Annotated in this window: 28 protein-coding genes; 11 read left to right on the forward strand and 17 right to left on the reverse strand. The window is 72.5% G+C overall.

Translation table 11 applies throughout. From position 1 onward, the window contains the following. Window positions 1-230: 230 nt before the first annotated feature. The gene (locus HDA43_RS18255) at window positions 231-1,052 is read left to right on the forward strand and encodes an NmrA family NAD(P)-binding protein (RefSeq protein ID WP_179822382.1); all 822 of its coding nucleotides are present in this window, start codon (window positions 231-233) and stop codon (window positions 1,050-1,052) included. Between the two features lie 88 nt (window positions 1,053-1,140). On the opposite strand, the gene HDA43_RS18260 is transcribed toward HDA43_RS18255, so the two are convergent. Beyond that, the gene (locus HDA43_RS18260; protein ID WP_312873363.1) at window positions 1,141-1,758 is read right to left on the reverse strand and encodes a TIGR03086 family metal-binding protein; all 618 of its coding nucleotides are present in this window, start codon (window positions 1,756-1,758) and stop codon (window positions 1,141-1,143) included. Between the two features lie 77 nt (window positions 1,759-1,835). On the opposite strand from HDA43_RS18260, the gene HDA43_RS18265 reads away from it, so the two are divergent. After that, window positions 1,836-2,294: a MarR family winged helix-turn-helix transcriptional regulator gene (locus HDA43_RS18265; RefSeq protein WP_312873364.1), complete on the forward strand. Its 459-nt coding sequence runs from the start codon at window positions 1,836-1,838 to the stop codon at window positions 2,292-2,294. Window positions 2,295-2,342: 48 nt separating this feature from the next. On the opposite strand, the gene HDA43_RS18270 is transcribed toward HDA43_RS18265, so the two are convergent. Beyond that, window positions 2,343-3,188, reverse strand: coding sequence for a dioxygenase family protein (locus HDA43_RS18270; protein WP_312873365.1), 846 nt, complete (start codon window positions 3,186-3,188; stop codon window positions 2,343-2,345). A 435-nt stretch (window positions 3,189-3,623) separates the two neighbouring features. On the opposite strand from HDA43_RS18270, the gene HDA43_RS35995 reads away from it, so the two are divergent. Then, window positions 3,624-3,998, forward strand: coding sequence for a DUF2267 domain-containing protein (locus HDA43_RS35995; protein ID WP_179822386.1), 375 nt, complete (start codon window positions 3,624-3,626; stop codon window positions 3,996-3,998). 275 nt (window positions 3,999-4,273) lie between these two features. Beyond that, window positions 4,274-6,196 carry a glycoside hydrolase family 15 protein gene (locus HDA43_RS18280; protein ID WP_179822389.1) on the forward strand — a complete coding sequence of 641 codons (1,923 nt, stop codon included), beginning with the start codon at window positions 4,274-4,276 and terminating at the stop codon, window positions 6,194-6,196. Here HDA43_RS18280 and HDA43_RS18285 read toward each other — a convergent pair. Further along, window positions 6,153-6,998: a universal stress protein gene (locus HDA43_RS18285; protein WP_179822391.1), complete on the reverse strand. Its 846-nt coding sequence runs from the start codon at window positions 6,996-6,998 to the stop codon at window positions 6,153-6,155. The two genes, HDA43_RS18280 and HDA43_RS18285, sit on opposite strands and share 44 nt — an antisense overlap. 211 nt (window positions 6,999-7,209) lie before the next feature. Further along, window positions 7,210-7,536 carry a hypothetical protein gene (locus HDA43_RS18290; RefSeq protein ID WP_179822394.1) on the reverse strand — a complete coding sequence of 109 codons (327 nt, stop codon included), beginning with the start codon at window positions 7,534-7,536 and terminating at the stop codon, window positions 7,210-7,212. A gap of 232 nt (window positions 7,537-7,768) precedes the next feature. On the opposite strand from HDA43_RS18290, the gene HDA43_RS18295 reads away from it, so the two are divergent. Further along, a complete protein-coding gene (locus HDA43_RS18295; RefSeq protein ID WP_179822396.1) occupies window positions 7,769-8,278 on the forward strand; it encodes an isochorismatase family protein in 510 nt (169 codons plus the stop codon). On the opposite strand, the gene HDA43_RS18300 is transcribed toward HDA43_RS18295, so the two are convergent. The 3 genes from HDA43_RS18300 to HDA43_RS18310 all read right to left on the reverse strand — a co-directional run bounded on the left by HDA43_RS18300 (window position 8,268) and on the right by HDA43_RS18310 (window position 10,263). Then, window positions 8,268-9,011, reverse strand: coding sequence for a phosphatase PAP2 family protein (locus tag HDA43_RS18300; protein ID WP_179822398.1), 744 nt, complete (start codon window positions 9,009-9,011; stop codon window positions 8,268-8,270). The two genes, HDA43_RS18295 and HDA43_RS18300, sit on opposite strands and share 11 nt — an antisense overlap. Before the next feature lie 15 nt (window positions 9,012-9,026). Continuing rightward, entirely contained in the window at window positions 9,027-9,779 is a 753-nt protein-coding gene (locus HDA43_RS18305; RefSeq protein WP_179822400.1) for a phosphatase PAP2 family protein, read from the reverse strand. 100 nt (window positions 9,780-9,879) lie between these two features. After that, window positions 9,880-10,263 (reverse strand): hypothetical protein, encoded by a 384-nt coding sequence (locus HDA43_RS18310; protein WP_179822403.1) that lies wholly within the window; start codon window positions 10,261-10,263, stop codon window positions 9,880-9,882. Between the two features lie 650 nt (window positions 10,264-10,913). On the opposite strand from HDA43_RS18310, the gene HDA43_RS18315 reads away from it, so the two are divergent. The 3 genes from HDA43_RS18315 (at window position 10,914) to HDA43_RS18325 (ending at window position 13,129) form a co-directional block, all read left to right on the forward strand. Further along, window positions 10,914-11,627, forward strand: coding sequence for a GAF and ANTAR domain-containing protein (locus HDA43_RS18315; RefSeq protein WP_179822405.1), 714 nt, complete (start codon window positions 10,914-10,916; stop codon window positions 11,625-11,627). A gap of 159 nt (window positions 11,628-11,786) precedes the next feature. Next, window positions 11,787-12,926 carry a quinone-dependent dihydroorotate dehydrogenase gene (locus HDA43_RS18320; RefSeq protein WP_179822407.1) on the forward strand — a complete coding sequence of 380 codons (1,140 nt, stop codon included), beginning with the start codon at window positions 11,787-11,789 and terminating at the stop codon, window positions 12,924-12,926. After that, window positions 12,926-13,129 (forward strand): heavy-metal-associated domain-containing protein, encoded by a 204-nt coding sequence (locus tag HDA43_RS18325; protein ID WP_179822410.1) that lies wholly within the window; start codon window positions 12,926-12,928, stop codon window positions 13,127-13,129. The genes HDA43_RS18320 and HDA43_RS18325 overlap by 1 nt, the downstream gene beginning before the upstream one ends. A gap of 76 nt (window positions 13,130-13,205) precedes the next feature. Here the strand turns inward: HDA43_RS18325 and HDA43_RS18330 are convergent, their stop codons facing one another. From HDA43_RS18330 to HDA43_RS18355, 6 genes are all read right to left on the reverse strand, one after another. After that, window positions 13,206-14,861, reverse strand: coding sequence for a beta-N-acetylhexosaminidase (locus HDA43_RS18330; protein ID WP_179822412.1), 1,656 nt, complete (start codon window positions 14,859-14,861; stop codon window positions 13,206-13,208). A 68-nt stretch (window positions 14,862-14,929) separates the two neighbouring features. Next, complete coding sequence (locus HDA43_RS18335) at window positions 14,930-15,802, reverse strand: N-acetylmuramoyl-L-alanine amidase (RefSeq protein WP_312873366.1); 873 nt, start codon at window positions 15,800-15,802, stop codon at window positions 14,930-14,932. A gap of 68 nt (window positions 15,803-15,870) precedes the next feature. Beyond that, window positions 15,871-16,119, reverse strand: coding sequence for a hypothetical protein (locus HDA43_RS18340; protein ID WP_179822413.1), 249 nt, complete (start codon window positions 16,117-16,119; stop codon window positions 15,871-15,873). Between the two features lie 125 nt (window positions 16,120-16,244). Continuing rightward, window positions 16,245-17,330 (reverse strand): LacI family DNA-binding transcriptional regulator, encoded by a 1,086-nt coding sequence (locus HDA43_RS18345; protein WP_218911771.1) that lies wholly within the window; start codon window positions 17,328-17,330, stop codon window positions 16,245-16,247. A gap of 604 nt (window positions 17,331-17,934) precedes the next feature. Further along, window positions 17,935-18,138: a developmental transcriptional regulator BldC gene (gene bldC, locus HDA43_RS18350; protein WP_013133571.1), complete on the reverse strand. Its 204-nt coding sequence runs from the start codon at window positions 18,136-18,138 to the stop codon at window positions 17,935-17,937. 319 nt (window positions 18,139-18,457) lie between these two features. Then, window positions 18,458-19,315: a DUF8083 family protein gene (locus HDA43_RS18355; protein ID WP_179822414.1), complete on the reverse strand. Its 858-nt coding sequence runs from the start codon at window positions 19,313-19,315 to the stop codon at window positions 18,458-18,460. A 208-nt stretch (window positions 19,316-19,523) separates the two neighbouring features. Here HDA43_RS18355 and HDA43_RS18360 point away from each other — a divergent pair, with 208 nt between their 5' ends. Next, a complete protein-coding gene (locus HDA43_RS18360; RefSeq protein ID WP_179822415.1) occupies window positions 19,524-20,627 on the forward strand; it encodes a Leu/Phe/Val dehydrogenase in 1,104 nt (367 codons plus the stop codon). A gap of 150 nt (window positions 20,628-20,777) precedes the next feature. Further along, window positions 20,778-21,002 (forward strand): DUF3073 domain-containing protein, encoded by a 225-nt coding sequence (locus HDA43_RS18365; RefSeq protein ID WP_179822416.1) that lies wholly within the window; start codon window positions 20,778-20,780, stop codon window positions 21,000-21,002. Between the two features lie 201 nt (window positions 21,003-21,203). Here the strand turns inward: HDA43_RS18365 and purM are convergent, their stop codons facing one another. Together purM and purF are read right to left on the reverse strand one after the other, a co-directional pair. Further along, window positions 21,204-22,229, reverse strand: a complete 1,026-nt coding sequence (purM, locus tag HDA43_RS18370; RefSeq protein WP_179822418.1) for a phosphoribosylformylglycinamidine cyclo-ligase — start codon at window positions 22,227-22,229, stop codon at window positions 21,204-21,206. Then, on the reverse strand, window positions 22,226-23,662 hold the full coding sequence (gene purF / locus HDA43_RS18375) for an amidophosphoribosyltransferase (protein ID WP_179822420.1): 1,437 nt from the start codon (window positions 23,660-23,662) through the stop codon (window positions 22,226-22,228). Before purF ends, purM begins: the two co-directional genes overlap by 4 nt. A 157-nt stretch (window positions 23,663-23,819) precedes the next feature. Between purF and HDA43_RS18380 the strand changes: the two genes are divergently transcribed. Beyond that, complete coding sequence (locus HDA43_RS18380) at window positions 23,820-24,932, forward strand: DUF4190 domain-containing protein (protein WP_179822423.1); 1,113 nt, start codon at window positions 23,820-23,822, stop codon at window positions 24,930-24,932. A 168-nt stretch (window positions 24,933-25,100) separates the two neighbouring features. Here HDA43_RS18380 and HDA43_RS18385 read toward each other — a convergent pair whose 3' ends face one another. Together HDA43_RS18385 and HDA43_RS18390 are read right to left on the reverse strand one after the other, a co-directional pair. Further along, window positions 25,101-25,556 carry a sterol carrier family protein gene (locus HDA43_RS18385; protein ID WP_246424447.1) on the reverse strand — a complete coding sequence of 152 codons (456 nt, stop codon included), beginning with the start codon at window positions 25,554-25,556 and terminating at the stop codon, window positions 25,101-25,103. Between the two features lie 110 nt (window positions 25,557-25,666). Then, window positions 25,667-26,326: a response regulator gene (locus HDA43_RS18390; protein ID WP_312873407.1), complete on the reverse strand. Its 660-nt coding sequence runs from the start codon at window positions 26,324-26,326 to the stop codon at window positions 25,667-25,669. Window positions 26,327-26,344 lie beyond the last annotated feature (18 nt).

A 26,344-nucleotide genomic window follows, 5' to 3' on the forward strand; every position in this document is an offset into this window, starting at 1 on the left:
TGTTCTCCCGGTGGCCCTGCGTAGCCGTCGTGCGGTGCGTCCAGGTCGTGTGTCCCCGCGGAGCCGTCCGGCGTGCGCCCCGGGCCGCGCCGGCGGGACGGTCGGACGTCCCCGGCCGGTCCCGTGGAACGATTCCTCCGGCCGGTCGCGCGAGGTGAATGAGGAAAGAATCCTTCCGCATTGCCTCGTATGTTCTTCGTTGTCAGCCCAGACGAGCGGAGGAGACCGCAATGACGTTTCTCGTGACCGGAGCGACCGGAACCGTCGGCCGCCACATCGTGGACGAGCTCGTCCGGGACGGCCGGCGGGTGCGCGCCCTGACCCGCGACCCGGGCCGGGCCGCCATGCCCGCCGGGGTGGAGGTCGTGGCCGGTGACCTCACCGTGACGGACAGCCTGGTGTCCGCGTTCGACGGGGTCACCGGGGTTCATCTGATCAACTTCGGCGGGGACGACTACGGGCTGCTGCGGAACGGCCGGGAGATCGCCGAGTTGGCGGTCAAGGCGGGTGTGCGCCGGGTCACCGTCCTGGGCGGCTGGGACCAGGGCACGCTGGAGCCCGCCGTACGGGCCGCCGGCCTGGAGTGGACCTTCGTGTGCCCGACCGAGTTCATGTCCAACGCGTTGGGGTGGGCCGAGCCGATCCGCACCGAGGGGGTGGTGCGCGAGCCGTTCGGCGACGCGACCACCGCCATGGTCCACGAGGCCGACATCGCGGCCGTGGCCGCCAGGGCGCTGGTGGAGGACGGCCACGCGGGCAGGACGTACGGCCTGACCGGTCCCGAGCGGTTGTCCATCCGGGACAAGGTCCGCGTCATCGGTGAGATGATCGGCCGGCCCGTCGGGTTCGTCGAGCTGACCGAGGAGCAGGCGCGCGAGCGGATGGCCGCCGAGGGGCAGCCGCAGGAGCTGATCGACTTCCTCATCGGCGTGTTCGCCAACGTGCCGGAGGAGCCCAACATCGTCAACGACACCGTGGAGCGGGTCACCGGCCGCCCGGCGCGCACGTTCGCCCGGTGGGTCGCCGAGCACGCCGACGCCTTCCGCCCCTGACGGGCGTCCGGACGCGACTCGCCATCCGGCCTGGGAACCGTCCGGGCGGGAATCGCCGCCCGGACGCGACTCGCCGTCCGGCCGGGAGTCACCGCCCGGACGGCTCCCAGGCCGGGGAGCGGCCGAGCATGCCGAGGATCACCTCGAAGCGGGAGGCGTCCGCGGGGGCGGCCAGGCCCGGCCGGAACGCCGAGCCCGGGGCGAGGCGCCGCTCGTCGTCCGGGATCGCCAGGGCGATCGGCCAGGCGGCCTCCACCAGGTCCGCGTCCGGGGTGAAGGGGACGCCGAGCGAGCGGGCGACGTCCCAGCCGTGCACGAGGTAGTCGATGAAGTGGAAGCCGATGGCCTGGGGCGCGGGGAACACCGCTCCCTCCCCGAACTCGGCCAGGGCGAAGGCGCGGTCCGGCACGCCGTCCGCGGCGAACGCCGCCGTCACCCGCTCGGCGGCCTCGACGTAGGCGGAGACGGCGCCGGCGCCGGGCGGACCGACCCGCCACACCTCCGGGTCGGCCCCGTGGCCCTCGGCCGCGGCGGCGAAACCGTGGTGCTGGGCGGTCATGTGGGCGAGCAGGTCCCCCAGTGTCCACCCCTCGCACGGCGTCGGTCGCGCGAGGTCGGCGGCCGACGCCCCGGCGACCAGGTCCATGCTCGCCCGGACCGCGCGCTCGTCCAGCTGCCGGATGTCCACGGCTTCTCTGATGTCCACGGTTGCCCCCAAAAGAAATAAGCAGATGCTTATAATCTACAGGGGCTTATCATCTGTCAAACGTATAGTGGGATGCCGTGACGGACCGCCCCGACCTGGCCGCGATGTTCCTCCCGCTGACCCGGGCGCTGATCGACGCCGAGCGGCCCGTGCTGGCCGAGCACGACCTGTCGATGTGGGCGTACGGCGTCCTGCTGGCGCTGGAGGAGGGGCCGCTGCGCACCCAGGCCGCGCTCGCGCAGTCCATCGGCGCGGACAAGACGCGCATCATCGGGGTGCTCGACGACCTCCAGCGCAGAGGGCTCATCGAGCGGGTCCCCGACCCCGCCGACCGGCGCGCCCGCCTCCTGTCACTGACCGCCGAGGGTCGCCGGCTGCGCGACTCCGCGCAGGCGGGCATCCGCCGCCGGGAGGAGCGCCTGCTGGCGCGCCTGCCCGAGGGCGACCGCGAGGGTTTCCTGCGGGCCCTGCGCGCGCTCGCCGCCCTGCCCCCCCACGAGATCACGGACCCCCCTCCTGAGGTCACGGACCCCTGAAACGGGACGGCGAGCGCGCCGGCGCCCTGAGCGCCCGTGGCCGGCGCGTCAGACGCGCTGCCACAGAGCAGGGACGTTCGGGGGCTCCCACCCGGCGTAGGCCGTGTGCGCCTGGATGCACCGGTAGGTGACGTCGCCGTAGGTGACCTGGTCGCCGGCCCGGTAGTTCGTCCCGGCCTTCCAGGTCCCGCCCCCGTTCGGCGGCGGGGTGATCGTCGGGGTCGGGCTCGGGCTGGGCGCGGCGACGTTGAGCACGAAGTCGAACGTCGCCTCCCTGCCCGACCCGACCGTGCGCACGGTCATGAGCAGAGCCGGGTTGTAGATCGTGTCGGTGTTGTTGCGGGGCTCACCGGGGAAGTAGAGCTGGGTGGTGAGCACCGGCCCGTTCGGCGCCTGGACCTTGACGTGGATGTGCCTGGTCCGGCCGGGGTACAGGCCCGGCACGATCGTGGTGAGCCGGAAGGCGCCCTGCGCGTCGCTGAACTGGTGGCCGCGGAAGGTGTAGCCCGTGTTGTCGTAGGCGCCGTTGTTGTCGGCCTGCCAGAAGTCCAGCAGCGCCCCTGCGATCGGGCGGCACGAGCGGCCGAACACGTATCCGCTGACGGTCAGCGGGACACCCGGCGTGCCGGGCCCGGCCAGTGAGGTCCGCAGCGGTGAGCCGGGCTTGAAGTAGGGGCCCTCGATCTGCTCGATCGTCGGGGCGTCGCCGTCGTCGCAGGCCGGGGTGAGGGGGAGCGGACCGTCCGTCACGGCGCTCGCCGGCGCCGTGGCCCGGCCGACCAGCAGCGGGGCGGCCGGTACGGCGACGAGGGCGGCCTTCAGCAGCGTCTTGCGGCTGATGCCCCCGCCTCCGTTCTCCTCGGCGTTCTCGGGTCGGGTGTTCTCGGCGTCCACGGTGGCCTCCTCGGGGGGTCGGGGAAACATGCCTCGCGTCCGGGCGGGCCCGCCTGCCCTGGCGGCACGCCGTACGGCCTGCCGGACGCGCCCGGCGCCGGAGGCCGGTCCGGACCGGCCCGGGTGTGACGGGGCCGTACGGTGACCGCGGGCCGGTCCGGACCCGGCGCTCCGGGTCGCCCCCAAGCTGTCATCGACTCCGGGGCCGGAGAACCCCACGATTTTGCATAACGTCGCCATATGCAGCCCCCGGCGGCGCCCTTCAGCGCCGCACGGCCTCGCCACGGGCAGCGCCGTGAGCGGCGTCCCTCTCGCCCGCCCGCGGCACGGCCGACCGTTCCCCTGCTGGGTTTCAAATCATTTTGGTTATTTCATGCCCGGTGTTCGTTTTCGGAGCGGCCGGGAACGCTAGCCGGACGACGAGAGGAGACCGAAGTGGAATACAAGGAGTTCGTCCAGACGGTCGCCGACCGCACGGTCCTGACGCGTGAGGAGGCGGCGGACCTCACCCGCGCGGTGATGCGGACGCTCGGCACCCGGCTGAGCTCCGGCGAGGCGCGCTACCTCGCCGAACGGCTGCCGGACTCCCTCGGGGAGCTCATCCCGGCAGAGGGCAGGAGCGAGCAGTTCGGGCTCGACGACTTCATCACGCGGGTGGCCCGGCACGCCGGCCTGAACACCGAGGCGGCCACCGAGGGCGTCCGGGCCGTCCTGAGGGTCCTCCGCGAGACCGTCAGCGACGAGGTCTTCGGCCACGTCGCCTCGCAGCTCCCCGGCGGCTTCGAGCGGATGGCCGGCTCCGCGACCTGACGGCCCGCGCCGGGCGACCGCCCCACCTTCCCTACCTGCGGTTTCATGCCTAAAGTAGTGATAAGGGCGTTCGTGATCAGCCGCTTCGGCCCGGCCTGCCGTACCGGTTGATCCCGGCGACGCCGTACGGGCGACGCCGTACGGGCGACGCCGTACGGGCGGTGCCACTCCGGCCCGCGCCGTACGGACGGGCCGCCGGGGTCCGCCCGGACGGCGGGCCCGCCCGAACGAGTCCCCGGGGAACGAGCGAGTCCCCGGGGAGAGCGGGGGCATCCATGACGACCGACCCGCCGCTGGGCGCCGGGCTCTACGAGTTCTCCCCCTTCCCGCACATCGCGGACTACGCGTTCCTGTCCGACTGCGAGTCCACCGCGCTCGTGGCGCCGAGCGGGAACGTCGAATGGCTGTGCCTGCCGAGGATGGACTCGCCCAGCGTGTTCGCCGCCGTGCTGGACCGGGACGCCGGGGGGTTCCGGATCGGCCCGACCGACCTCAGGGTGCCCTCCGCGCGCCGGTATCTGCCCGGCACCATGGTGCTGGAGACGAGCTGGGGCTCGCCGACCGGCTGGATCGTGGTGCGCGACGCGCTGCTCATGGGCCCGTGGCACCACGAGGACGAGCTGTCGCACACCCACCGCAGGGCCCCGACCGACTACGACGCCGCCCACGTGCTGCTCCGCACGGTGCGCTGTGTCAGCGGGGAGATGCAGGTCACCCTCGACTGCGAGCCGGTGTTCGACTACGGCCGCAGGCCGGCCCGGTGGGACTACACCGGCCAGAACTACCACCAGGGCGTCGCCCGCGCCGACGGGACCGATCTGGAGCTCACGCTGACCACGGACATGCGCCTGGGGTTCGAGAAGGCGCGGGCCAAGGCCCGCACCCTGCTCCGGGAGGGCGAGACACGGTTCTGCGCGCTCTCCTGGACCGCCCACGAGCCGCCCCGCACCTTCGAGGACGCGTACGGCAGGCTCGTGTGGACCGCCCATCACTGGCAGCACTGGCTCGCCAGGGGCAACTTCCCCGACCACCCGTGGCGCGGGTTCCTGGAACGCAGCGCCCTCACCCTCAAGGGCCTGACCTTCGCCCCGTCCGGCGCGCTGGTCGCGGCGGCGACGACGTCCCTGCCCGAGACCCCGGGCGGGGAGCGCAACTGGGACTACCGCTACACCTGGATCCGCGACTCCACCTTCGCGCTCTGGGGCCTGTACACCCTCGGGTTCGACTGGGAGGCCGAGGACTTCTTCGCCTTCATCGCCGACGTCGCCGAGCGCGACAGCGAGCTCCAGGTGATGTACGGCGTCGATGGGGAGCGCGACCTGAGGGAGCACGTCATCGAGCGGCTGGGCGGCTACGAGGGGGCCAGGCCGGTCCGGGTGGGCAACGCCGCCTACAAACACCGCCAGAACGACGTCTGGGGCGCCGTCCTGGAGTCCTTCTACATCCACACCCGGTCCCGGGACCACCTCGACGAGCGGATCTGGCCGGTCCTGAAACGTCAGGTGCAGTCGGCCATCAAGTACTGGCGGGAGCCCGACCGCGGCATCTGGGAGGTGCGCGGCGAGTGCCGGCACTTCACCTCCTCCAAGGTCATGTGCTGGGTGGCGGTCGACCGGGGCGCGCGGCTCGCCCGGCTCCGCGACGACCCGAAGCTGGCCGAGGAGTGGCGGGCGGTGGCCGACGAGATCCACGCGGACGTGTGCGCCCACGGCGTCAGCGAGCGGGGGACCTTCCGGCAGCACTACGGCACCGATGTGCTGGACGCGTCGCTGCTGCTCATCCCGCTCCTGAGGTTCCTGCCGCCGACCGACCCCCGGGTGCGCGCCACGGTGCTGGCCATCGCCGACGACCTGACCCTCGACGACCTCGTGCTGCGCTACGACCCCAAGGAGACCGACGACGGCATGGCCGCGGAGGAGGGGGCCTTCACGATCTGCTCGTTCTGGCTGGTGTCGGCGCTGGTGGAGATCGGGGAGTACACCCGGGCCCGCAAGCTCTGCGAGAAGGTGCTGTCCTTCGCCAGCCCGCTGGGCCTCTACGCCGAGGAGCTCGACCCCTACAGCGGGCGCCACCTGGGGAACTATCCCCAGGCGTTCACCCACCTCGCGCTGATCAACGCGGTCATCCACATCATCCGGGCGGAGCGGCGGCACGTCACCGAGAAAATGTGGCAGACCTCCGAGACGGAACCACTATGACCGTGCACGGCGCCTCGCGCAGCAGCGCCTGGCAGACCACGCCGAGGGGCAGCTCCACCGGGTCGTCGTCCCCGAAGTCGCCGATCACCACCAGGGCGGCGTCCTCGGCCGCCCGGTGCAGCAGCCGCGTGTAGGGGCGGGAGTCCACGGTGCTCTCGACCTCCACCCCGGGATACTTCTCCTCCCACACCGAGATGTCGCAGTAGAAGCGCTTGGCGAACGGCTTGGGGTCGTCGGTGCCCGCCGGGCACAGGCAGAACGCGGACAGCGGCACGCGCCTGATCCGTGCCGCCTCGAACGCGACCTTCAGCTCGCCCCGCTCCATGTGGGTGCTCTCCACACCCACCACCACGCGGCCCTCGCGCGGCCGGCGGAGGTTCTTGACGACCGCCACCGGGCAGTAGGCGTGCGCGGCGAGCTGCGCGGCGGTCGAGCCGATGCGCAGCTCCTCGAAACCGCCTGCTCCGCGCTGGCCGACCACCACCAGATCGGCGGCGGCCGCCTCGGCCAGCAGGGTGGCGGCGGGCGAGCCCATGTCGAGACGTCCCCTGACGTCCAGCCGCGGCGCCAGCCCCCGGGCGAGGTCGACCCCCCGGTCGAGGACGTACCGGCCCATGTGCGCCAGGACGTCCATCGTCGCGGGATCGACGAAGTTCACGGGGTACGGCTGCCGCCAGACGTGGCAGACGGACAGCGGGACGAACCGCATCCGCGCTTCCTCGACGGCCCAGCGCACCGCCTGCTCACTCGCCTCCGAGCCGTCGTATCCGACGACGATCAGACCTTCGTCACGTGCCCGCATGGCATCCCCCGCCCCGCTGTATGTCCCCTCTCTCTATGTTTGCCCCGTTTGCTGGTTATGGCGAGCATCGGGTCGGGAGACGCGCCTGGCGCGGCCGGCGCCGGGCATGGAGGCGCGCCGGCCGTGGCGGATGCCGGGCACGGAGACGCGGAGGATCAGGGGAAAGGGCCGGCCGCGGCCGGGAGGGGGACCGGCCGGAAGGGGGGCCGGATCAGGCGCGCACCATCGCGGCCTGCTCCGCGGGCGAACGCTCCTCCCGGGGACGGCCCTGCGGGCCGGACTCCGGTGCGGCGTCCCCCTCGGCGGAACCGGGCCGCTGCGGCCCGGCCTGCGTGGAACCCGCCTGCTCGGGACGGCCCTGATCCGGGCGGGCGGCCTCGGCGGGGGCCGCCGTGGCGTGGGCGGCGTCCGCGGCGGATCGGCAGGCGCAGTATCCGTTCGCCACGATCAGCCGGGCTCGCTGCGCCGTGTAGGCACGCGCGTCCGCGGCGGGCGGGACACCGTTGCAGGTGGCGCAGACAACGGGCTGACGATCCATGGGCGGGATTCCTTCCTGAGGGGGCCGCCGGACGATGAAGACCCGATCGGCTGACTGCTCCTGCCCAGAGGAGAAGGAGTGAATCTCCCTGTCGGGACTTCCATCGTACTTCGTGTCATAGAGCGATCATGCGGATACGGAAAGCGATCTTGGGGTGTTCGTCGCGCCTCCGGGGGAGAACTCCCGTCACTATAGGGTTTTTCCGAAACAGCGGGTGAACTAGTGTTCGATTATGCCGAAGATCCTGCTCCTCGTTGACGTCCAGCGCAACATGCTTGAACCTCCGGGCCCGGTGCCCGCCGCGCGGGAGGTCTCGCTCGCCCTCACGACCCTGCTGGAACGCGCCCGTACGGCCGGCGCGCCCGTCGTCTTCGTCCGGAACAACGGAGGGGAGGGCGACCCCGACCTCCCCGGCACCCCCGGCTGGGAGCTCGTCCACGACGTGCTCCCCGGCGAGCACGTGATCGACAAGCACAGCCCCGACGCCTTTCTCGGCACCGGCCTCGCGTCGCTCCTGCAGCCTGCGGCGCCGCTGGTCGTCGCGGGGATGCAGAGCGAGTGGTGCGTGCGGGCCACGGCCCTGGCGGCTCTGGAGCGGGGCCACCCGGTCACCCTCGTGCGCGGCGCCCACGCCACCTACGACGCCGGCGAGCCCGCCGCGGCCGTCTCCCGGAGGGTCGAGGAGGAGCTCGCCGCCGCGGGCGTCCGGATCGCCGATCTCGACGAGGTCACTATGTCGTGACCGTGTTCTTCGTGGTCCTCCCGGCGCCGTTCTTCGTGGTGTCCTGGGTGATGACGGGCCGCTCCCCGCCGAGCGGGCGCCTCCGCAGCAGCGCGTTGGCGGCCACCGCGACGCACACCAGGCCGAGCAGGAGGCCCCAGCTCACGTCGGTCAGGTGGTGCATGCCCCGGTACATCCGCGAGTAGGCGATCATCAGGGGGATCCCCAGACCGACCGCCCACCACAGCACGTTGAGGATCTTGTAGCGGTGGGTGTGCAGGGTCAGTATCAGCGCGAGGCCGCAGTAGAAGGCGACGGCCGCGCTGGTGTGGCCGGAGGGGAAGCTGGAGGTGGGGGGCGCGGGGTCCAGGTGCTGCACCTCCGGCCGCTTGCGCTGGGCGAAGACCGTGGCCAGCAGGAAGATGGCCGACTGGGAGAAGACGGCCAGCGTCAGGAAGGCCGACTCGTTCCAGCGCTTGAACGCCAACCGGAAGACGATGATGAGCACCGCGGTGCCGGCGATGATCGTCGGCATGTCGGAGAAGGCGGTGAAGGTGTCCGTCAGCGAGTTCCAGAAGGCGTTGCGGTCCTTGGTCATCGCCGCGTTGACCCCCTCGTCGTTCGCGATGAGGGTCGTGGTCTGCAGGACCTTGGTGATGAGGAGCCCGACGCCGATCGTCAGGGCGGCCATGAGGACGAGCGGCAGGAGGATGAGGCGCGCCGCGTTCTTGAAGTCGATCGACGTTTTCGACATGGCGCGCGAACTACCCTAAAACATCTCCTCAGAACGTTCCGGCTCGACACCTTCCTTGTGCGGTTCGACCGGCCTGCGGCCTTCCTCGCGCCGCCAGCTCTCGAACCCGGCGACGGTCCCGGCGACCACCACCACGCCGAGGGTGAGCCCGGCGGTCACGTCGCTGAGCCAGTGGACGCCGAGCGCCACCCGCGTGTAGGCGACGAAGATCGAGATGGCCGCCGCGACGATCCACGCGGTCATGCGCGCGGCCGTGCTCCTCAGGTACGGCAGCAGGATGAGCACGAGGACGCACACCCCCGTCGCTGCCGCCATCGCGTGCCCGGAGGGGAAAGAGGCGCCCGGCGCCGTCGCCACCGGGTCGGGCAGGACGGGCCGCGCCCGGTTCACGATCTCCTTGACCGCGAGGTTCAGCAGCCCGCTGACGGTGATCGTGACCACCGCCCACACCGCCAGCCGCCGGGCTCCGCGGTACCAGAGCCACAGGGCCGCGGCCACCACCAGCGCCCGCCACACGTTCGGCCCCAGCACCTCGGTCGCCACGCTCAGGAAGTGCGTGTAACGGGGCTCCGCGAGGGCGCGGATGTGCAGGCTCCGCGCCACGCTCTCGTCGAGGTCGTTCAGCGGGGTGAAGGAGGAGACGACGAACACCAGGAGCAGGATGAACGGCACGGCGAACAGCGCGACCAGGGCCACCGCGAGGGTGAGTCGCGTACCCAGACGGCGGTCCGACGCCTTCCTGTCATGGCGGCCGGGCAACTTGAGCATTCCCTACGGGTACCCGAGGACGCCCGGATATGCGTGGGAGACCGCAAAAGGGAAGCCGCCGGTTTCCGGTGTCCCGGTCGCGGTGACCGGGAGGCCGCCGTCAGGCGGCGCGCCGGGCCTCGCGCCGGGTGGTCCAGCGCAGAACGTCGCAGTGCCGCCGCTCGGCCTCGGCGAGGGCGGCCTCTCCGGCGTAGGAGTCGAGTACGGCACGCAGCCACGGCATCTGCTCGGTGACGTCCCGCCACGCCTGGGCCGGGTCACCCGCGCCGAGTTCGAGCAGCGCGTCCAGGTGCGCCGCGTAGGCGGTCCACCACTGGCGGCTCAGCTCGGCGAGGAACCCGCCCAGGCCGCCGAACTCCTGCTCGATCTCCGGCTCCCACCACGGCGGCACGGTGGTGGCGCCGGTCTCCTCCAGGTCGCGGAGGACGACACGGGCCAGGGTGCGCCGGCGGCGGACTGCTGCGGAACGTGACAGAGTGCTCATATGCCTCACTCTGCCGTCTTCCACTTGCTGATCACTTAAAACCCTGTTGACGGCGGTTGCGGGGGTGTGCCCGGACGGCGCCCGGGGTGTGCCGGACTGTGCCCGGGGATGTTCCGGAGCGTGCCCCGGGACGCGCCGGACGGCGGCCCGCCGGGAGCGATTGGCCCAAGGCACCGGACGGCACTAGTCTTTGCCGCAGATCATTCCGCCTTGCGTCCGCGGAGCTACCTCGGCTCGGAGGAAGCTTTTCCCATGGCTCAAGGTGATGGACCATCCCGGCCCGTCGGCTACGACCCGGACCCCTCGCGCGGTGTTCCCCGCGCCGGCGCGCGCGGGCGGCACGTCGACCGGCCGCCCGGAATCCGGCGGCCGGACCGGCCGTGACCGGGCTCCCGGCCCCGGCCCGGCCCGGCCCGGTTCACGAACCCGGGCGATCCGGTTCCCCGGCCCGGCCCGGTTCGCGGGATCCGATCGGTCCGGTTCCGGGTCCGGAACGGCCGTGAACGGCAGCCCGTGAAACCCCGGCAGGAGAGCGTCCCATTGGACTCGCGGTGGCCGCCCCAAAGGTAATAACCGTTATTTCTCCTATTTCTGGGCAGTCGTAACGCTCACGTCAAGTAGGTAGGCCGACGCTGAAAGGCGCCACACATATGACCCATGTCGATCCGGACTCACTGGTCGCGAGTCTCAGACGTCTCCAGACGGCCTCGTCCGCCCAGGGGAAGGGCATCGTCCACCAGCTGGAGCGGGCCGTGGACGTCGTGGACACCCTCTTCGGCTACTCGGGCGCCGGCCTGATGTTCGCCGAGGAGGGCGGCAAACTGCGCTACCTGGTCGCCACCGACGACCGGGGACGCAGCCTCGAAGGCGCGCAGCTCCACCTCGGCCAGGGCCCGTGCGTGTCGGCCTACGCGGAGAACACCGCGGTCACCTCGACCGACGTGCACTCGGACCCGCGCTGGCCGAAGCTCGCCGACCTGCTCCACCCCGAGGTGCGGGCGGTCGCCGGGGTCCCGGTACGGCTCGGCGGCGACCCCGTGGGCACCCTGAACGTCTACCAGTCGGAGCCGTACGAGTGGGACGAGTCGGATGTCCAGGCCCTCTACGCCTACGCGGACGTGATCGAGCAGCTTCTCAGCGCCGCGATGGCCGCCGAGGAGAAGAGCGCCCTGGCCGAGCAGCTCCAGTACGCCCTGGACTACCGGGTCGTCATCGAGCGGGCCATCGGCTACCTGATGGGCAAACACGACCTCACCGCGGCCCAGGCGTTCACCGGGCTGCGCAAGCGGGCCAGGGACAGCCGCCGCCGGGTGGCCGATCTCGCGGCCGAGGTGCTGGGCGAGGGGGCGGGCGAGCCGAGGTGAGCGCGCGCTCCGCGACGACCGGCCGGGGCGAGCAGGCACCCCGCGGCCGGCCGGGCCGGGCGGACGCCCCGCGGCGGACGGCGGGCACCCCGCGGCCGGCCTGAGCGGGCGTCCACCGGCGAGCCGTACCGCTCGCCGGGGGCACTAACCTGATCGGTGATGTATCGATTCGTGTTCACGCAGGTCCTCAGCCGCTTCGACCCGGAGGATGTGCACCATCTGACGGTCCGCGCGCTCCACCTCCTGTCGGTGACGCCCGCGGTCAAGCGGCTCGTCCACCGGCGGCTCGCCCCCCGCGACCCCGCCCTGCGCGTGCGGGCGTTCGGCGTGCACTTCCCCGGCCCGTTCGGGCTGGCGGCGGGCTTCGACAAGGACGCCGGGTGCGTGGAGGCCATGTCCGCGCTCGGCTTCGGCCACGTCGAGGTGGGCACGATCACCGCGCACGCCCAGCCGGGCAACGCCAGGCCCCGCCTGTTCCGCGTCCCCCGCGCCCGCGGCATCGTCAACCGGATGGGCTTCAACAACGCCGGGGCGGGCGCGGCGGCCCGGGTGCTGAGCCGGCCGCGCGGGGTCCCGGCCGTCGTGGGCGTCAACATCGGCAAGACCAAGGTCGTGCCCGAGTCCGAGGCCGTCCAGGACTACGTCACGAGCGCCAGGGAGCTCGCCCCGCTGGCCGACTACCTCGTCGTCAACGTCAGCTCCCCGAACACCCCCGGCCTGCGCGACCTGCAGGCCGTCGAGCTCCTGCGGCCGCTGCTCGCGGCGGTCAAGGAGGTCGCCGACGCCACCCCCCGCCGCACCCCGCTGCTGGTCAAGATCGCTCCGGACCTGGCCGACGACGACGTCGACGCGATCGCCGACCTGGCCCTCGATCTCGGCCTCGACGGCATCATCGCCACCAACACCACGATCCGCCGCGACCTGGACGCCGCCGGGCGGGGCGGCCGGCCCGACGAGCACTGGAACGAGACCGGCGGGCTGTCCGGCCGTCCGCTGAAGGACCGCTCGCTGGAGGTGCTGCGCAGGCTGCGCGCCCGGGTGGGCGACCGCCTGACGCTCGTCTCGGTGGGCGGCGTGGAGGACGCCGACGACGTCTGGGAGCGCCTGCTCGCCGGGGCCACCCTCGTCCAGGGCTACAGCGCGATGATCTACGAGGGGCCGCTGTGGGCCCACCGGATCCACCGCGAGCTGTCCCGCCGGCTGCGCCGCCGCGGCGTCACCGACCTGCGAGAGGTCATCGGCCTCACGGCGACCGGAGCCGATACCCTCACCGGAGGAAACGAGGGTTGGAGGCGCTGATGAGTGTGATCACGTATACCGTCACCGGGATGACCTGCGGCCACTGCGTCAGCTCGGTCAAGGAGGAGGTCGGCGAGGTCCCCGGGGTCACCGGGGTCGAGGTCGACCTGGGAAGCGGCCGGGTCGAGGTCTCCGGCGACTCCCCCGACGACGCGGCGATCCGCGCCGCGATCAAGGAGGCCGGCTACGAGGTCGCCGGCTGACCCGCGCCCCGGCCGGCGCGGGCCGTACGGCGCGGCGCCCCGGACCCGGCGTCGCGCGGACGACCCGCGCGGCCGGTCAGGCCCCGTCTCCGGCGATGCTGGGCCGCGTGGAGTCGGCGAGGTGGGTCATCTCCTCCAGCCGCCGCATGACCTCCTCCACCTTGACGGCCCGCGGCCGGTGGCGGCGGTGGCCCGCGCCGCCGAGCTGCCAGGGGCGCGGCCCGGACGGCGGGCGGTACTCGACGCCCAGCGCGTCCAGGCGGTCCAGGTGGCGGGTGAGCCGTTCCGGGAAGTCGGCGCCGGCCGCGCCGGACCAGGTGACCTCGGCCAGCGCGCAGCCGCGGGGCCAGGCGCGGTAGTCCACCGCCCGTCCGTCGGGCAGTCGCTCACTCCACAGCTGGAACTGCGCCCCCAGCACGCGCCCGCGCTGCCCGGCCGTCCACGAGGACGGCGCCGGGTCGAAGGCCGCCACGTCCGCCAGGGTGATCGCGTCACCGATGGCGATCGGCTCGTCCTCCGAGGCGGACTCGGCGTAGTCGAAGTACAGCGGGAAGACCGGCGTCTGCACCACGTCGTGGCCCGCCTCGGCGGCGCGCCGGGCCACTCCCGTCCCGCGCCAGGGCATCACGATCGTGTCGGTCCGCAGCGCGCCGCTGACGAACGCCTCGTCCCAGACGACCGCCCGGCTGCCCCGCCCGGCCAGCTCGTCCGCCAGTCGCCGCAGGAACCAGGCGTGCAGGTCGCTCGGCTCGGCGAGCCCCAGCTCCTCGCGGAACGCGGTGATGGCCGGTGAGGCGGCCCAGTCGTCCAGCACGCACTCGTCGCCGCCGATGTGCACGTAGGGCGTCTCGCCCAGCGCGCCGAGCAGCTCGTCGAACACGGCGGTCAGGAACTCGATCGTCTCCGGCAGCGGGGACAGGATCGCGGGGGAGATGCCCCAGCGGTCCAGCACGGTGAAGGGCGCGGGCTCCCGGCCGTCCGCGGCCCGCGCGCCGAGCGAGGGGTAGGCGGCGAGGATCGCCGAGGCGTGACCGGGCACGTCGATCTCCGGCACGACCGTAACGGCCCTGGCCCTGGCGTAGGCGGCGATCTCCGTGAGGTCGCCGAGCGTGTAGTGGCCGCCGTGCGGCACCTCGTCGAAGGCGTCCTCCTCGCCGCGGAGGCTGGTGATCGTACGCGGCCGGTGCGAGCCGATCTCGTGCAGCCGGGGCGCGACACGGCTCTCGATCCGCCAGCCCTGGTCGTCGACCAGGTGCAGGTGGAGCCGGTTCAGCTTGTGCGCCGCCATGAGGTCGACCATCCGCAGCACCTCGCGCTTGGGCAGGAAGTGCCGTGCCACGTCCAGATGGACTCCGCGCCAGGAGAACGCGGGCGCGTCCTCGACCCGGCCGCACGGCACCGTCCACGAGTCGCGGGCCGTCGCGGCGCGGAACGCCTCGGCGCCCAGCGCCTGCCGCAGCGTCTGGCCCGCGTAGAACGCGCCTGCCCGGCCGCCGGCCGTGATCCGGACACCCTCGGGCGTCACCTCCAGCGCGTAGGCCTCCTCGCCCAGCGCCGGGTCCTCCGTCACCGTGACCGGCCCGTGCCCGGCGGGACGCAGGTCCAGCACGGGCAGCGCCCGGCGCAGGGAGTCCACCGGTCCGACGGGGCCCGTGACGCCCGCCCCGGAGGGAAGGTCGAAGGACCCGCCGGTCCGGTCGAAGCGGACAGGACGCGGCAGAAGATCAGTCATGCCTTCAGATCATGCCAATCCCGGCCGGACCGCGCACCCCCCGGACGGTCCGGCGGCGAGGCCGCGTGTCACCTCAGGTAGGTCTGCAGCCCGTTGGCCAGGGCGGTGGCGATCCGCTGCCGGAATTCCGGGCTCTCCAGCTTGGCGGCGTCACCGGCGTTGCGCATGTTGCCGGTCTCGATGAAGATCTTCGGAACCGTGGAGAGGTTCAGCCCGCCCAGGTCGTTGCGGAAGCTCAGCGCCTTGGAGCCGACGTAGGTGGAGTACGGGATGCCGGTGCCCGAGCGGTAGGCGTTCCTGACGTCGATGCCGAGCCGCCGGGAGTCGGCCACCACCGGGTCGACCGGGCCGCCGATCTTCTTCGGAATGATCACGTGGAAGCCGTGGTCGGCCGGGCCCGCGCCGTCGGCGTGGATGGAGATCGCCGCGTTCGCCTTCGCCTTGTTGCCGATGGCGGCCCGCTCGGTGATGCATGGGCCCACGCCGTTGTTGCCGTGCCTGGTGAGCTTCACCGTCGCGCCCCGGCTTTCGAGGATCTTCTCCAGCCGCCGGGAGACGTCCCAGGTGAAGGCCGCCTCGCTGTAACCGCTGTTGGTGGCGGTGCCGGTGGTGTCGCACGCCTTGCGCTGGGTCAGGACGTCGACCTGCTTGTTGATCTTCGCTGGGTACTTGTAGTTGGCCCCGTTGTGGCCCGGGTCGATGACCACGGTCTTGCCGCTCAGCGGCTTCGCCGAGGTGGTCCCGGCCGCCGGCGGGGTGGTCCGCGCCGTGGTCGCCGGGGCTGTCTCCGCCGCGGGACCGCTCGGGGCCGTCGCCGGATTCGCCGCGCGGGGCGCGGGCTCCGCGTCACGCGCCGGACCCGCGGCGGTGGCACCGCCACCGCACGCGGCGGCGCTCAGGCCGCAGGCGACGAGGGCCGTCGCCAGTGCTTTACTGGTCACGCTCATCCCCCTCGAAGGAGTCGTCAACCACCCAACTTACGTGGCTCGGAACGTGACCGGCGCCACCGTCACCAGACGTGGTCGCCCATCTCCTGTTTGGTGAGGAGCGAGGCGAGCTCCCGGGCGTCCTCGGCGTCCAGCCCCAGGACCACGCGCGGGCGCCCCCACGGATGGTCGATCGAATGGGCCACGTAACTCGCCACGGACTCGGCGCCGACGTCTCCGGCGCGGCCTCGGGCGGCCCTCCAGTGTGCCCACGCCCGCTCCAACTCGGCGGCCGCGCGCTGGGCGCATGAAACCAGTTCTGGATCACGCATCGTCAACCCCCTCCTGTCACACAGGAGTGAACACCGGTGGCTTTCCGCCACTTCGGGGGTTGACCAGGTCTTGACGGGAAACTGGGGCCCGCCTGGGCGCGGTGCGACGCATCCAGGCGGACGCCTCAGTCGGGAGCCGGGCCGGTGGTACGCCGTACGACCAGCCGCGGCGTCACCTGGCGCAGCCGCGAGGCCTTGCCGGGGTCGCCGATCCGGTCGCTGAGCAGCGCCGCGGCCGAGCGGCCCATGTTCCGGCGCGGCTGCTCGACGGTGGTCAGCGAGATCGGCGCGGTCCCCGCGAGGTGGGTGTTGTCGTACCCGATCACCGACAGGTCCTCGGGCACCCGCAGGCCGAGCTCGGCCGCCACGGCGAGCACGCCCATGGCGACCGTGTCGTTGGCGGCGAAGATCGCGGTCGGCCGGGGGGTGCGGGTGAGCAGGACGCGTGCCGCCGCCGCGCCGCCCTCCTCGGTGCAGTCGCCCTGCTCGACCATGATGTACGGCGCCAGCGCCCGGCGGCGCATCGCGACCAGGTAGCCCTCGCAGCGGAACCACCCCGAGGAGAACCGGGAGCCCTCGACGTGGGCGATCCGGCGGTGGCCGAGTTCCACCAGGTGGTCGATGGCCAGGCGGGCGCCGAGCTGGTCGTCGTCGACGACGATGTCCACGCCGCCGAGGTCGGTCTCGCGCTCGCCCACCACGACCGTGGGCGTGTAGGAGGTGGCCTCGATCAGCGTCTCGCTGGTGGGCGCGATGCCGAGGAGCACCAGGCCGTCCACCCGCAGCTCCAGGAACGCTCCCACGGCCTCGTCCTCGAAGGCGGGGTCCCACTGGCTGTTGCCGATGAGCAGCCGGAGCCCGTCGCCGTGCAGGCTCTCCTGCAGGCCGTCCAGGAACTCGGCGTAGAAAGGGTTGTGCAGGTCGGCGACGAGCGCGCCGACCAGGTGGGTGCGGCCCTCGACGAGGCTGCGGGCGACCGCGTTGGGCCGGTAGCCGAGCTCCCTGGCCGCCTGCAGCACGGCCTGCCTGCGGTGCTCGCTGACGTGCGGTGACCCGCGCAGGACGAGTGACACCAGCGACTTGGAGACGCCGGCGCGTTCGGCGACGTTACGGATCGTCGGCCGTGGGCGCGGTCCGTAGCCGTCGGGCGCGACGGGTTCGGTGAGCCCGCGGGCTCGGGTGGCGGTGACATTGATCGGCGGACCTGACATGGCTCTCCCCCGTGATGGTGGATGGGCACCTGTCACTCAAAACGATCGAGAACCCGAAGGGGTACGGCCTGTGTTCAGGAAGTCCGATCTTGCGATGGCCGCGGGTGCCGGGCCGTACGGGCGGGCACCGGGCGGCGTGCCGCGCGCAGGGCGCCTCTGACCAGGCGGGACGTCACCGGGGGAAGGCCGCCGAGGGTGTCGTCGGCGCGGCGTGGTGCGCGGGAGAACGGCGGCGGCCCGCCGGGCGGATCCGGGCGGGTCCGCCCGTCCGGTTACGGAGCGGATACGGAACGATCCACCGGACGGGCCGGGACGGCTCGCGACACGCGCGGACGGCCCCGGACGAGGCGGCCCGTACGGGGCGGAAGACGATCGGCGCGCGAGGCGCGGACGGCCCCGGGAGGCCCGGTCGGCCCCGGGTGCGCGCGGGCGTGTGACCCGGTGCGGACGGCACGGGCGGCACGGTACGACCGGTGCGGCCGGCGCCGTGCCGGGGCGGCGCCGGGCGGGCGGCGCCGCTCCCCACACAACCGGTGTGGTCTGCGCGCCCACGGCGTGAGCGCGCGGTTGGTCCCCCTAGTTTCTGAAGCGATCGATCCCCGTCTTACTCGGAACGCTGTTGCGGAATCCCCGCGAGCAGCGCCCGGACCTCGGTCTCCCGGTAGCGGCGGTGACCACCCAGGGTGCGGATGGACGTCAACTTGCCCGCCTTCGCCCACCGGGTGACGGTCTTGGGATCGACGCGGAACATGGTTGCGACCTCCGCCGGGGTGAGCAGCGGCTCTGCCTCGGGTGTACGAGCTGACATTTGTGCGGCCTCTCCTCCATGTGGACCGGCGACAGCGATCCTGCGACTTGACGCTTGTCACGGATGTCCGCTTATGGCCCCTTGCGTGCGGCTGTTCGGACCATATGCGGCATCACCCGATGTGACCATACAGCCACGTAGAGCGATTGGCGAGCCTTTGCGGGGCTCATCTCTCTTGTGCACCTGTTGTTGTCACGCTCGGTGATTCTAGCGACACGTTTCGTGGTATCGCAGTGAAAACGGCAAACTACTCAGTTCGTAGATGTGTCGCCGGTCATCGACTGAACTACTTATGCAGGTCAGAGGGATGATTTGCGACTCAGTTTGCTGATTCGAGAAGTTGTATTGATCTCCAGCGGAGAATCACCCGCCGGTACATGGTGAAGGCCAACTCTTCCTCGCCGGTTTCCAGACCCGTCAGGGCCGCCGAGACCTCCGCGACCGAGTGGTCGGCCTGCAGCGTGTCGTCGTCCATGAGGTGGACGATGCCGCCGTAGTCGAGCTCCACCAGCGAGTGGGGATGGAACTCCTCCAGCCAGCGCGCCACCTCCTCGATCCCGGAGATCAGCGTGTCGTCGCCCACGTGCCTGCGGACGATCTGCAGGGCGCGGGCGCTGCGGCGCCTGGCGTGGGCCATGGACGTCACGTAGATCAGGTTGCGCGTGGTGGTCGCGCCGCTCCGGGGCCGGCCGTCGTCCAGGACGAGCCACCGCTCGTTGTGGTCGAAGGGGACGAACCACTCCGTGGGAACGTGCCACGTCGAGGTCCGGATGTTGGTTCGCAGCGCCGCCGAACCGCCGCGCCGCTTGAACCTGTCGAAGTCGTCGGCCGTCTGCTGGGCGACGGTGAGCGGCACGAACCGCTCCGCGAGGCGGGCCGGCGTCGCCCCCCGGAAGCGGGAGAAGGCCAGCCACGACCTCAGCCGGCTCTGCCAGGGGCAGACGTACAGCACCTCCTCCACGCGCCTGAGATAGGCGTTGGGGCTCTCGTGGGGAGGGGCCGGGACCGGAGGGACGCCGAGCAGGCGCCGTACCGCCTCGCCGTGCTCGGCGCGCAGGGCGCCCGCGCGGCGGGGCCGGTCGGCGGCCTCGGCGTAGGCGGCCCAGGAGGCGCGTTCCTGCGGGGCGAACGCGGCCAGCGGTTCGTAGACGCGGAGGTAGGCGGCATAGGGCAGCACGACCGTAATCGTGTCATGAAGAACCGCTTCCTGTCCGGTATCGACCCCGTGCCCGCCGGGCGGGCCCGGGGCCGTCCGCCGCCGTCAGGCCGTCCCACCTGGTGGGAAGGCGGGGTTTCCTCCTCCGCTGTCCCGGAAGTTGTGGTTACTCTGAGACTGATCTCCGCCGCGACGGAGCGGCGGACCTGAACGACCGGGAGTCACCACAGTGACCGACGTCTTCGGGCTGTCCCACCAGGACATCAGCCCCTCGAACGGCCAGACCAAGCACGAGCAGGTGGTCTTCTGCTCCGACGAGCGCAGCGGTCTGTACGCGATCATCGCGATCTACAACACGGCCCTCGGGCCGGCGCTCGGCGGCACCAGGTTCTACCCCTACGAGAGCGAGCAGGCGGCGCTGGCCGACGTGCTCAACCTCTCGCGGGCCATGGCCTACAAGAACGCCCTGGCCGGGCTCGACCTCGGCGGCGGCAAGGCCGTCATCATCGGGGACCCGGCGGCGGACAAGAGCGAGGCGCTGCTGCGCGCCTACGGCCGTTTCGTGCAGTCACTGGGCGGCCGCTACTACACCGCCTGCGACGTCGGCACCTACAGCGAGGACATGGACGTCGTGGCCCGCGAGTGCTCCTTCGTGACCGGCCGCACGCCGGAGCAGGGCGGGGCGGGCGACTCCTCGATCCTGACCGCCTTCGGCGTGTTCCAGGGCATGCGCGCCGCGGCCGAGCACACCTACGGCTCGCCGAGCCTGCGCGGCAGGCGCGTCGGCGTCGAGGGCGTGGGCAAGGTCGGCCACCGCCTGGTCGAGCACCTCCTCGCGGACGGCGCCGAGGTCGTGCTCTGCGACGTCAGCGAGCAGGCCGTCGAGCGGGTCAGGGCGCGGCACCCCGAGGTGGACGTCGTCACCGACAAGACCGAGCTCACCGGGGCCGACCTCGACGTCTACGCGCCGTGCGCGCTGGGCGGGGCGCTGGACGACGAGACGGTCGCCCGCCTGCGCGCCAGGATCGTCTGCGGCGGGGCCAACAACCAGCTCGCCCACCCCGGGGTGGAGAAGGAGCTCGCCGGGCGCGGCATCCTCTACGCGCCCGACTACCTGGTCAACTCCGGCGGGGTCATCCAGGTCGCCGATGAGATCGGCGGTTTCGACATGGACCGGGCGAAGGCAAAGGCCACCCAGATCTACGACACGACTCTCAAGATCTTCGCCATGGCCGCTGAGGACGGGGTCCCCCCGGCGGTCGCAGCCGATAGGCTGGCGGAACGCAGAATGTCGGAAGTCGGGCGAATTAGGGGCATTTGGCTGGGCCACTAGCGCCTCGCGCCCATACGGCGTACCGAGCCGGGCGTAAAACAGGTACGGTTGTAGTCGAACGAGAGCTGACGCCTCAAGTCAGGTGGCGTCAGTGCGTGGTGCGTTAGCGACGAGGGGTCGGGCACGACCCCACACGAGGGGGTCGAGCCAATGGGGCGCGGCCGAGCAAAGGCCAAGCAGGTCAAGGTTGCTCGCCAGCTGAAGTACAACAGCGGTGGCACTGATCTTGAGCGTCTTCGCAACGAGCTCGGAGTCAGGGACGACTCCAACCACGGTGACGACGCCAACGACTCCTACGACGAGCTGGCGGATCGCTATGCCGATTACGCCGACGACTTCGACGACCGCGACAGCGGCCCGCCCGGTCGCCGTTAGGCCCAACTTCAGACGGAGCGTGAGCTGGACACCCGGTGGCCTCGGGCCACCGGGTGTTTTCTCCGTGTCCTGACCGAAGAGCGCCCCGGATCCCCGGGGCGCTCTTCGTCGTATCGGGCCGCCCGGGGACCGGCGCCGGCCGTACGGCGAGACGGGAGCCGTACGGCCGGCGGACGGGACGACGCGGCGGGTCCCCCTGATCTAGCGGTAGCGGGCCAGGCCGGTGCCGGGGACGACCTCGCCGAGCACCCAGGCCGGGAGGTTCCGCTCCGCGAGCAGGGCCAGGGCGGCGTCGACGGCGTCCGGCGCGACCACCGCCGCCATGCCCACACCCAGGTTGAAGGTGCGGTCCATGTCGGCCTGCGCCACCTTGCCGTGCCCGGCGAGCACCTCGAAGATCGCCGGAGGGGTCCAGGAGGACCGGTCGAGCAGGGCGTCCAGGGTCGGTGGCAGGGACCGCGACAGGTTGCCCTCCAGGCCGCCGCCGGTGATGTGGGCGTAGGCGTGGACGTCGACGGCGCGGGCCAGCTCCAGGCAGTCGCGGGAGTAGATCCTGGTCGGCTCCAGCAGCTCCTCGCCCAGCGTCCGGCCCAGCTCGGGGACCTCCGCCTCCAGGGAGAGGCCGGCCAGCTTGATGACGTGCCGGACCAGCGAGTAGCCGTTGGAGTGCACGCCCGAGGAGGCCAGGGCCAGCACCACGTCGCCCTCGCGGACGCGGTCCGGGCCCAGCATCGCGTCGGCCTCCACCACGCCGGTGGCGGCGCCCGCGAGGTCGTACTCGTCGGCGCCCATGGCCCCGGGGTGCTCGGCCGTCTCGCCGCCGATCAGCGCGCAGCCCGCGAGGCGGCAGCCCTCGGCGACGCCGCCCACGATCTCGGCGATCCGCTCGGGGACCACCTTCCCGCAGGCGATGTAATCCGTCATGAACAGCGGCTCGGCGCCGCAGACCACCAGGTCGTCCACGACCATGCCGACCAGGTCGACGCCGATCGTGTCGTGCCTGCCGAGCGCCTGCGCCAGCATCACCTTGGTGCCGACGCCGTCGGTGGAGGCGGTCAGCAGCGGTCGCCGGTAGGACAGCAGCGCGGAGGCGTCGAACAGGCCGGCGAAGCCGCTGGGGTCGTCGACCACCTCGGGCCGCCGGGACCGCGCGACCTTCGACTTCATCAGCTCGACGGCGCGCTCGCCGGCGTCGATGTCGACGCCGGCCGCGGCGTAGCTGGTCACAGCTTGGCCTCCAGGACGTACTTGCCCACGTTGTCGCGGTCGATGGGAATCGGGTACACACCGTCGAAGCAGGCCCGGCAGAGCCGCTCGGCGGGAAGCGTGGTGGCCTGGGTCAGGCCCTCCATCGAGATGTAGCCGAGCGAGTCGGCCCCGAGGGAGGCGCGGATCTCCTCCACGCTGAGCGAGCCGGCGATCAGCTCGGCCCGGGTGGCGAAGTCGATGCCGTAGAAGCACGGCCAGGAGACCGGCGGGGAGGAGATCCGGACGTGGACCTCGCGCGCGCCCGCCTCGCGCAGCATCTTGACGATCGCCCGCTGGGTGTTGCCGCGCACGATCGAGTCGTCCACGACGACCAGGCGCTTGCCCGCCACGACCTCCTTCAGCGGGTTCAGCTTGAGCCGGATGCCGAGCTGGCGGATCGTCTGGGACGGCTGGATGAAGGTCCGGCCGACGTAGGAGTTCTTGACCAGGCCCTGGCCGTACGGGATGCCGCTCTCCTCGGCGTAGCCGACCGCGGCGGGGGTGCCCGACTCGGGGGTCGGGATGACCAGGTCGGCCTCGACCGGGTGCTCGCGGGCCAGCACCCGCCCGACCTCGACGCGGGTGGACTGCACGCTGCGGCCGGCGATCGTGGTGTCGGGGCGGGCGAGGTAGACGTACTCGAACAGGCAGCCCTTGGGGTCGGCCGCGGCGAAGACGCGCGAGCGCACGCCGCGCTCGTCGATGGTGAGCAGCTCGCCCGGCTCGATCTCGCGGACGAACGTGGCGCCCACGATGTCCAGCGCCGCTGTCTCGGAGGCGACCACCCAGCCGCGCTCCAGGCGGCCGAGCACCAGCGGGCGGATGCCCTGCGGGTCGCGGGCGGCGTAAAGGGTCTTCTCGTCCATGAAGACGAGGGAGTAGGCGCCCCTGACCTGGGGGAGGAGCTCGGCCGCGGCGTCCTCGATGGGCCGGCCGCGGTCCTGCGCCAGCAGCGCCGCGAGCACCTCGGTGTCGGTGGTCGCCCTGGTCGAGCCGGGGGCCAGGCGCCGCGCCAGCTCGGGGGTGTTGATCAGGTTCCCGTTGTGGGCGAGCGCGAGCCCGCCGTCCTCGGTGGAGCTCAGCGTCGGCTGGGCGTTCTCCCAGACGCTCGACCCGGTCGTCGAGTAACGGCAGTGGCCGACGGAGATGTGGCCGCGCAGCGTGCCGAGCACCGACTCGTCGAAGACCTGGGCGACCAGGCCCATGTCCTTGTAGACGAGGATGCGGTTGCCCTCGCTGACCGCGATGCCCGCGGACTCCTGTCCGCGGTGCTGCAACGCGTACAGCCCGTAGTAGGTGAGTTTGGAAACTTCTTCCCCCGGCGCCCAGACACCGAAGACGCCGCAGGCGTCCTTCGGAGGACGGTCTTGGGGATCAAGGTCATGGCTCAGCCGGCCGTCGCCCTTCAGCACATGCCTCAGTCTAGGTCGGCCGAATCGCTGCTCGCGCTCCGGGGGGCGCCCGGCCTTGACCGAACTATGATCTGTCGTTTGCCGTGTCGGCCTGTTTCGGGGCAAAGGGCGGGGGGAGTGTGAGGTATCCGGCATATCTAGCGTCGGGAGAAGAGACGTGACAACACCTGAGGATCCGCGCCAGCCCGACCCCCGGCGGGAGCCGGGAGAGGAGGGCCCGGAGGAGACCCGGCCACGTTCCCCGGAACCGCACGTCCCCGGTGAGGACGAGGACACCGAGCAGCCGCCGGTCTCCACCCCCTCGGAGCCCACGCCGCCCCGCCACCCGGACGTGCCCACCGCACCGGAGGTCCCCGAACCGATCCGGTCGGAGCCGGAGCCCCCCTACGTCGTGCCGGGTTCCACCCCGCCCGCCTACCCCGGGTGGGAGAGCGCGCCCGAGGAGGCGGCCCACGAGCCGCTCGGCGAGCCGGGCGTGCCGCCGATCGCCGCGCAGCCTTCCCGCTTCGACCCCCCGCCGGGCGGGGAGGAACGGCAGGGCGAGCCCGGTGAACCGGAGCGGCCGGGCGAGCGTGCCGAGACGGGCGGAACGGGAGGGCCGGGCGGAGTGAACGAACCGGGCGGAACCGGTGGACAGGGCGGAGCCGGTGAGCAGGGCGGAACCGGCGGGCAGGGCGGAGCCGGTGAGCCGGACCGGGCCGTGCCGCCCGGTGGGGAGCCGGGCCGGGGCGCCGCGCCGCCGCCGGGCGGCGGGCCGTACGAGGGCGCTCCGCCGTACCAGGGAGCCCCGCCGTACGAGGGGGGCGGCCCGTACCGGGGAACCCCCGGCTACCCGGGGGGAGGCACGGGGGAGACGCCGGCCTACCCGCCCGCGGGCGGCGGCGAGCCGTACGGGACGGGCGGCGCCTACCCGGGGCCGGCGCCCTACCCGGGGTATCCGGGGGGCCGGTGGGCGCCGGAGAAGCCGAGGACGGGGATCGGCACCGCCGCGCTCGTGCTCGGCATCGTGAGCATCTTCCTGCTCCTGGTGTGCGGTTTGGGCGTGCTGACGGCGGTGGCCGGACTGATCGTCGGCATCGTCGCGGTGGCGAAGAACTCCGGCCGCGGGCGCGGCTGGGCGGGCATCATCCTGAGCGCGCTGACCCTGATCATCGCTGTGGTCTTCCTGAGCTGGCTCTACAGCAAGGTCGGCGACTGCGCCAACCTGCCGTCCGAGCTCCAGCGGCGCTGCATCGAAGACCGGCTCGGCATCCAGGTGAGCACGCCGTGACCGCCGGACGGTGACCGCGCGCCCCTCCCGGCGGGATCCGGCCCGCCCGTCGGACGGGCTGCCCTGACGGGTGCGGCCGAACCCGGTGTGATCGGGCCGGGAGTCCGGACACGGGTGCCGGGACCGGATGCCGGACGTGGAAGGCCGGACCGGGGCCCGGGATCGCCCTCAGGGCACCGGGAGGTACGCCGACAGGTCGGCCCTGGCCCCGCTCGCGGAGACCTTCCCGGCGGCCGTCGCCTCGGCCCACGTCACCCGCCCGGTGGCGAGCTCCAGCCAGGTCCGCGCGTCGGTCTCGATCACGTTCGGCGGGGTGCCGCGGGTGTGCCGGGGGCCTTCCACGCACTGCACGGCGGCGTACGGCGGGACCCGCACCTCGACGGTCCGTCCGGGAGCCGCCGCCGCCAGCCGGTCCAGCAGGTGCCGTACGGCCAGCCGCGCGATGTCCCGCTCGGGCCGCAGATCACGGTCGTAGGCCCGCAGCACCACCGGCACGCACGCGGCCAGCAGCGCCGCGGGGCTTCCCGGCCCGTCGTAGGGCGGCTCGTCGAGCGCGGTGAGCTGGGCGTCCAGCGCGGCGCGGACCTTGGCGGGATCGGGCTTGTGAGGCGGCACGCCCCCCATCATGCCCGCCCCCGGGAGCGGCGCGGCCGGTGAGTCGCCGGCCGTCGTCCCGTCCGGAGTCCTGGTGGGCCGCTCTCGCTCGACGCGCGGAGGCGGGGCGGCGCGGCCGGTCAGGCACCGGCGCGGGGGGTCACGAGCCCGTGGTCGTAGGCGGCGATGACGAGGTGGACCCGGTCCCGCGCGCCGAGCTTGGCGAGCAGGTGGGAGATGTGGGTCTTGACGGTCTTGACGGAGATCGTGAGGTGGTCCGCGATCTCTCCGTTGGAGAGCCCGGCGCCGACGAGCGCGAGTATCTCGACCTCCCTGGCGGTGAGCCCGCCGACCGGCGCGGGCTCGCGGACGGCCGGCGTCCTCAGGTAGTGCTCGACGAGTCTGGTGAGGATCGAGGGGGCGAAGAGCGCCTCCCCGGAGTGGGCGCGCCGGATCGCGGCGATGAGCTCGCCGGGCTGGATGTCCTTGAGGAGGAACCCGGACGCCCCGGCGCGGAGGGCCTCGTGGACGTACTCGTCGAGTTCGAACATGCTGAGCACGAGGACCCGGGTCGCCGCCAGGTGCGGGTCGGCGCATATCCGGCGGGTGGCCTGGATGCCGTCGAGCACGGGCATCCGCACGTCCATCAGCACGACGTCGGGGCGGGCGGCCCGGACGGCGGCGAGCGCGTCGGCGCCGTCGCCGGCCTGACCCACGACCGTGAGACCGGGGTCGTGGTCGATGACCATGGCGAGGCTGCGCCGGAGAAGCGGCTGGTCGTCGACGAGCAGCACCCGGATCGGGCGCTCACCGCCGTC

Source organism: Streptosporangium sandarakinum (assembly GCF_013409935.1).
Classification (GTDB): Bacteria; Actinomycetota; Actinomycetes; order Streptosporangiales; family Streptosporangiaceae; genus Streptosporangium; species Streptosporangium nondiastaticum.

Bases quoted from the DNA above. Each gene is read 5' to 3' on its own strand.
- HDA43_RS18255 (WP_179822382.1), top strand. From the start codon at position 231: ATGACGTTTCTCGTGACCGGAGCGACCGGAACCGTCGGCCGCCACATC.
- HDA43_RS18280 (WP_179822389.1), top strand. From the start codon at position 4,274: ATGACGACCGACCCGCCGCTGGGCGCCGGGCTCTACGAGTTCTCCCCC.
- HDA43_RS18285 (WP_179822391.1), bottom strand. From the start codon at position 6,998: ATGCGGGCACGTGACGAAGGTCTGATCGTCGTCGGATACGACGGCTCG.
- HDA43_RS18290 (WP_179822394.1), bottom strand. From the start codon at position 7,536: ATGGATCGTCAGCCCGTTGTCTGCGCCACCTGCAACGGTGTCCCGCCC.
- HDA43_RS18295 (WP_179822396.1), top strand. From the start codon at position 7,769: ATGCCGAAGATCCTGCTCCTCGTTGACGTCCAGCGCAACATGCTTGAA.
- HDA43_RS18300 (WP_179822398.1), bottom strand. From the start codon at position 9,011: ATGTCGAAAACGTCGATCGACTTCAAGAACGCGGCGCGCCTCATCCTC.
- HDA43_RS18305 (WP_179822400.1), bottom strand. From the start codon at position 9,779: ATGCTCAAGTTGCCCGGCCGCCATGACAGGAAGGCGTCGGACCGCCGT.
- HDA43_RS18310 (WP_179822403.1), bottom strand. From the start codon at position 10,263: ATGAGCACTCTGTCACGTTCCGCAGCAGTCCGCCGCCGGCGCACCCTG.
- HDA43_RS18315 (WP_179822405.1), top strand. From the start codon at position 10,914: ATGACCCATGTCGATCCGGACTCACTGGTCGCGAGTCTCAGACGTCTC.
- HDA43_RS18320 (WP_179822407.1), top strand. From the start codon at position 11,787: ATGTATCGATTCGTGTTCACGCAGGTCCTCAGCCGCTTCGACCCGGAG.
- HDA43_RS18325 (WP_179822410.1), top strand. From the start codon at position 12,926: ATGAGTGTGATCACGTATACCGTCACCGGGATGACCTGCGGCCACTGC.
- HDA43_RS18330 (WP_179822412.1), bottom strand. From the start codon at position 14,861: ATGACTGATCTTCTGCCGCGTCCTGTCCGCTTCGACCGGACCGGCGGG.
- HDA43_RS18340 (WP_179822413.1), bottom strand. From the start codon at position 16,119: ATGCGTGATCCAGAACTGGTTTCATGCGCCCAGCGCGCGGCCGCCGAG.
- HDA43_RS18345 (WP_218911771.1), bottom strand. From the start codon at position 17,330: ATGTCAGGTCCGCCGATCAATGTCACCGCCACCCGAGCCCGCGGGCTC.
- bldC (WP_013133571.1), bottom strand. From the start codon at position 18,138: ATGTCAGCTCGTACACCCGAGGCAGAGCCGCTGCTCACCCCGGCGGAG.
- HDA43_RS18365 (WP_179822416.1), top strand. From the start codon at position 20,778: ATGGGGCGCGGCCGAGCAAAGGCCAAGCAGGTCAAGGTTGCTCGCCAG.
- HDA43_RS18385 (WP_246424447.1), bottom strand. From the start codon at position 25,556: ATGGGGGGCGTGCCGCCTCACAAGCCCGATCCCGCCAAGGTCCGCGCC.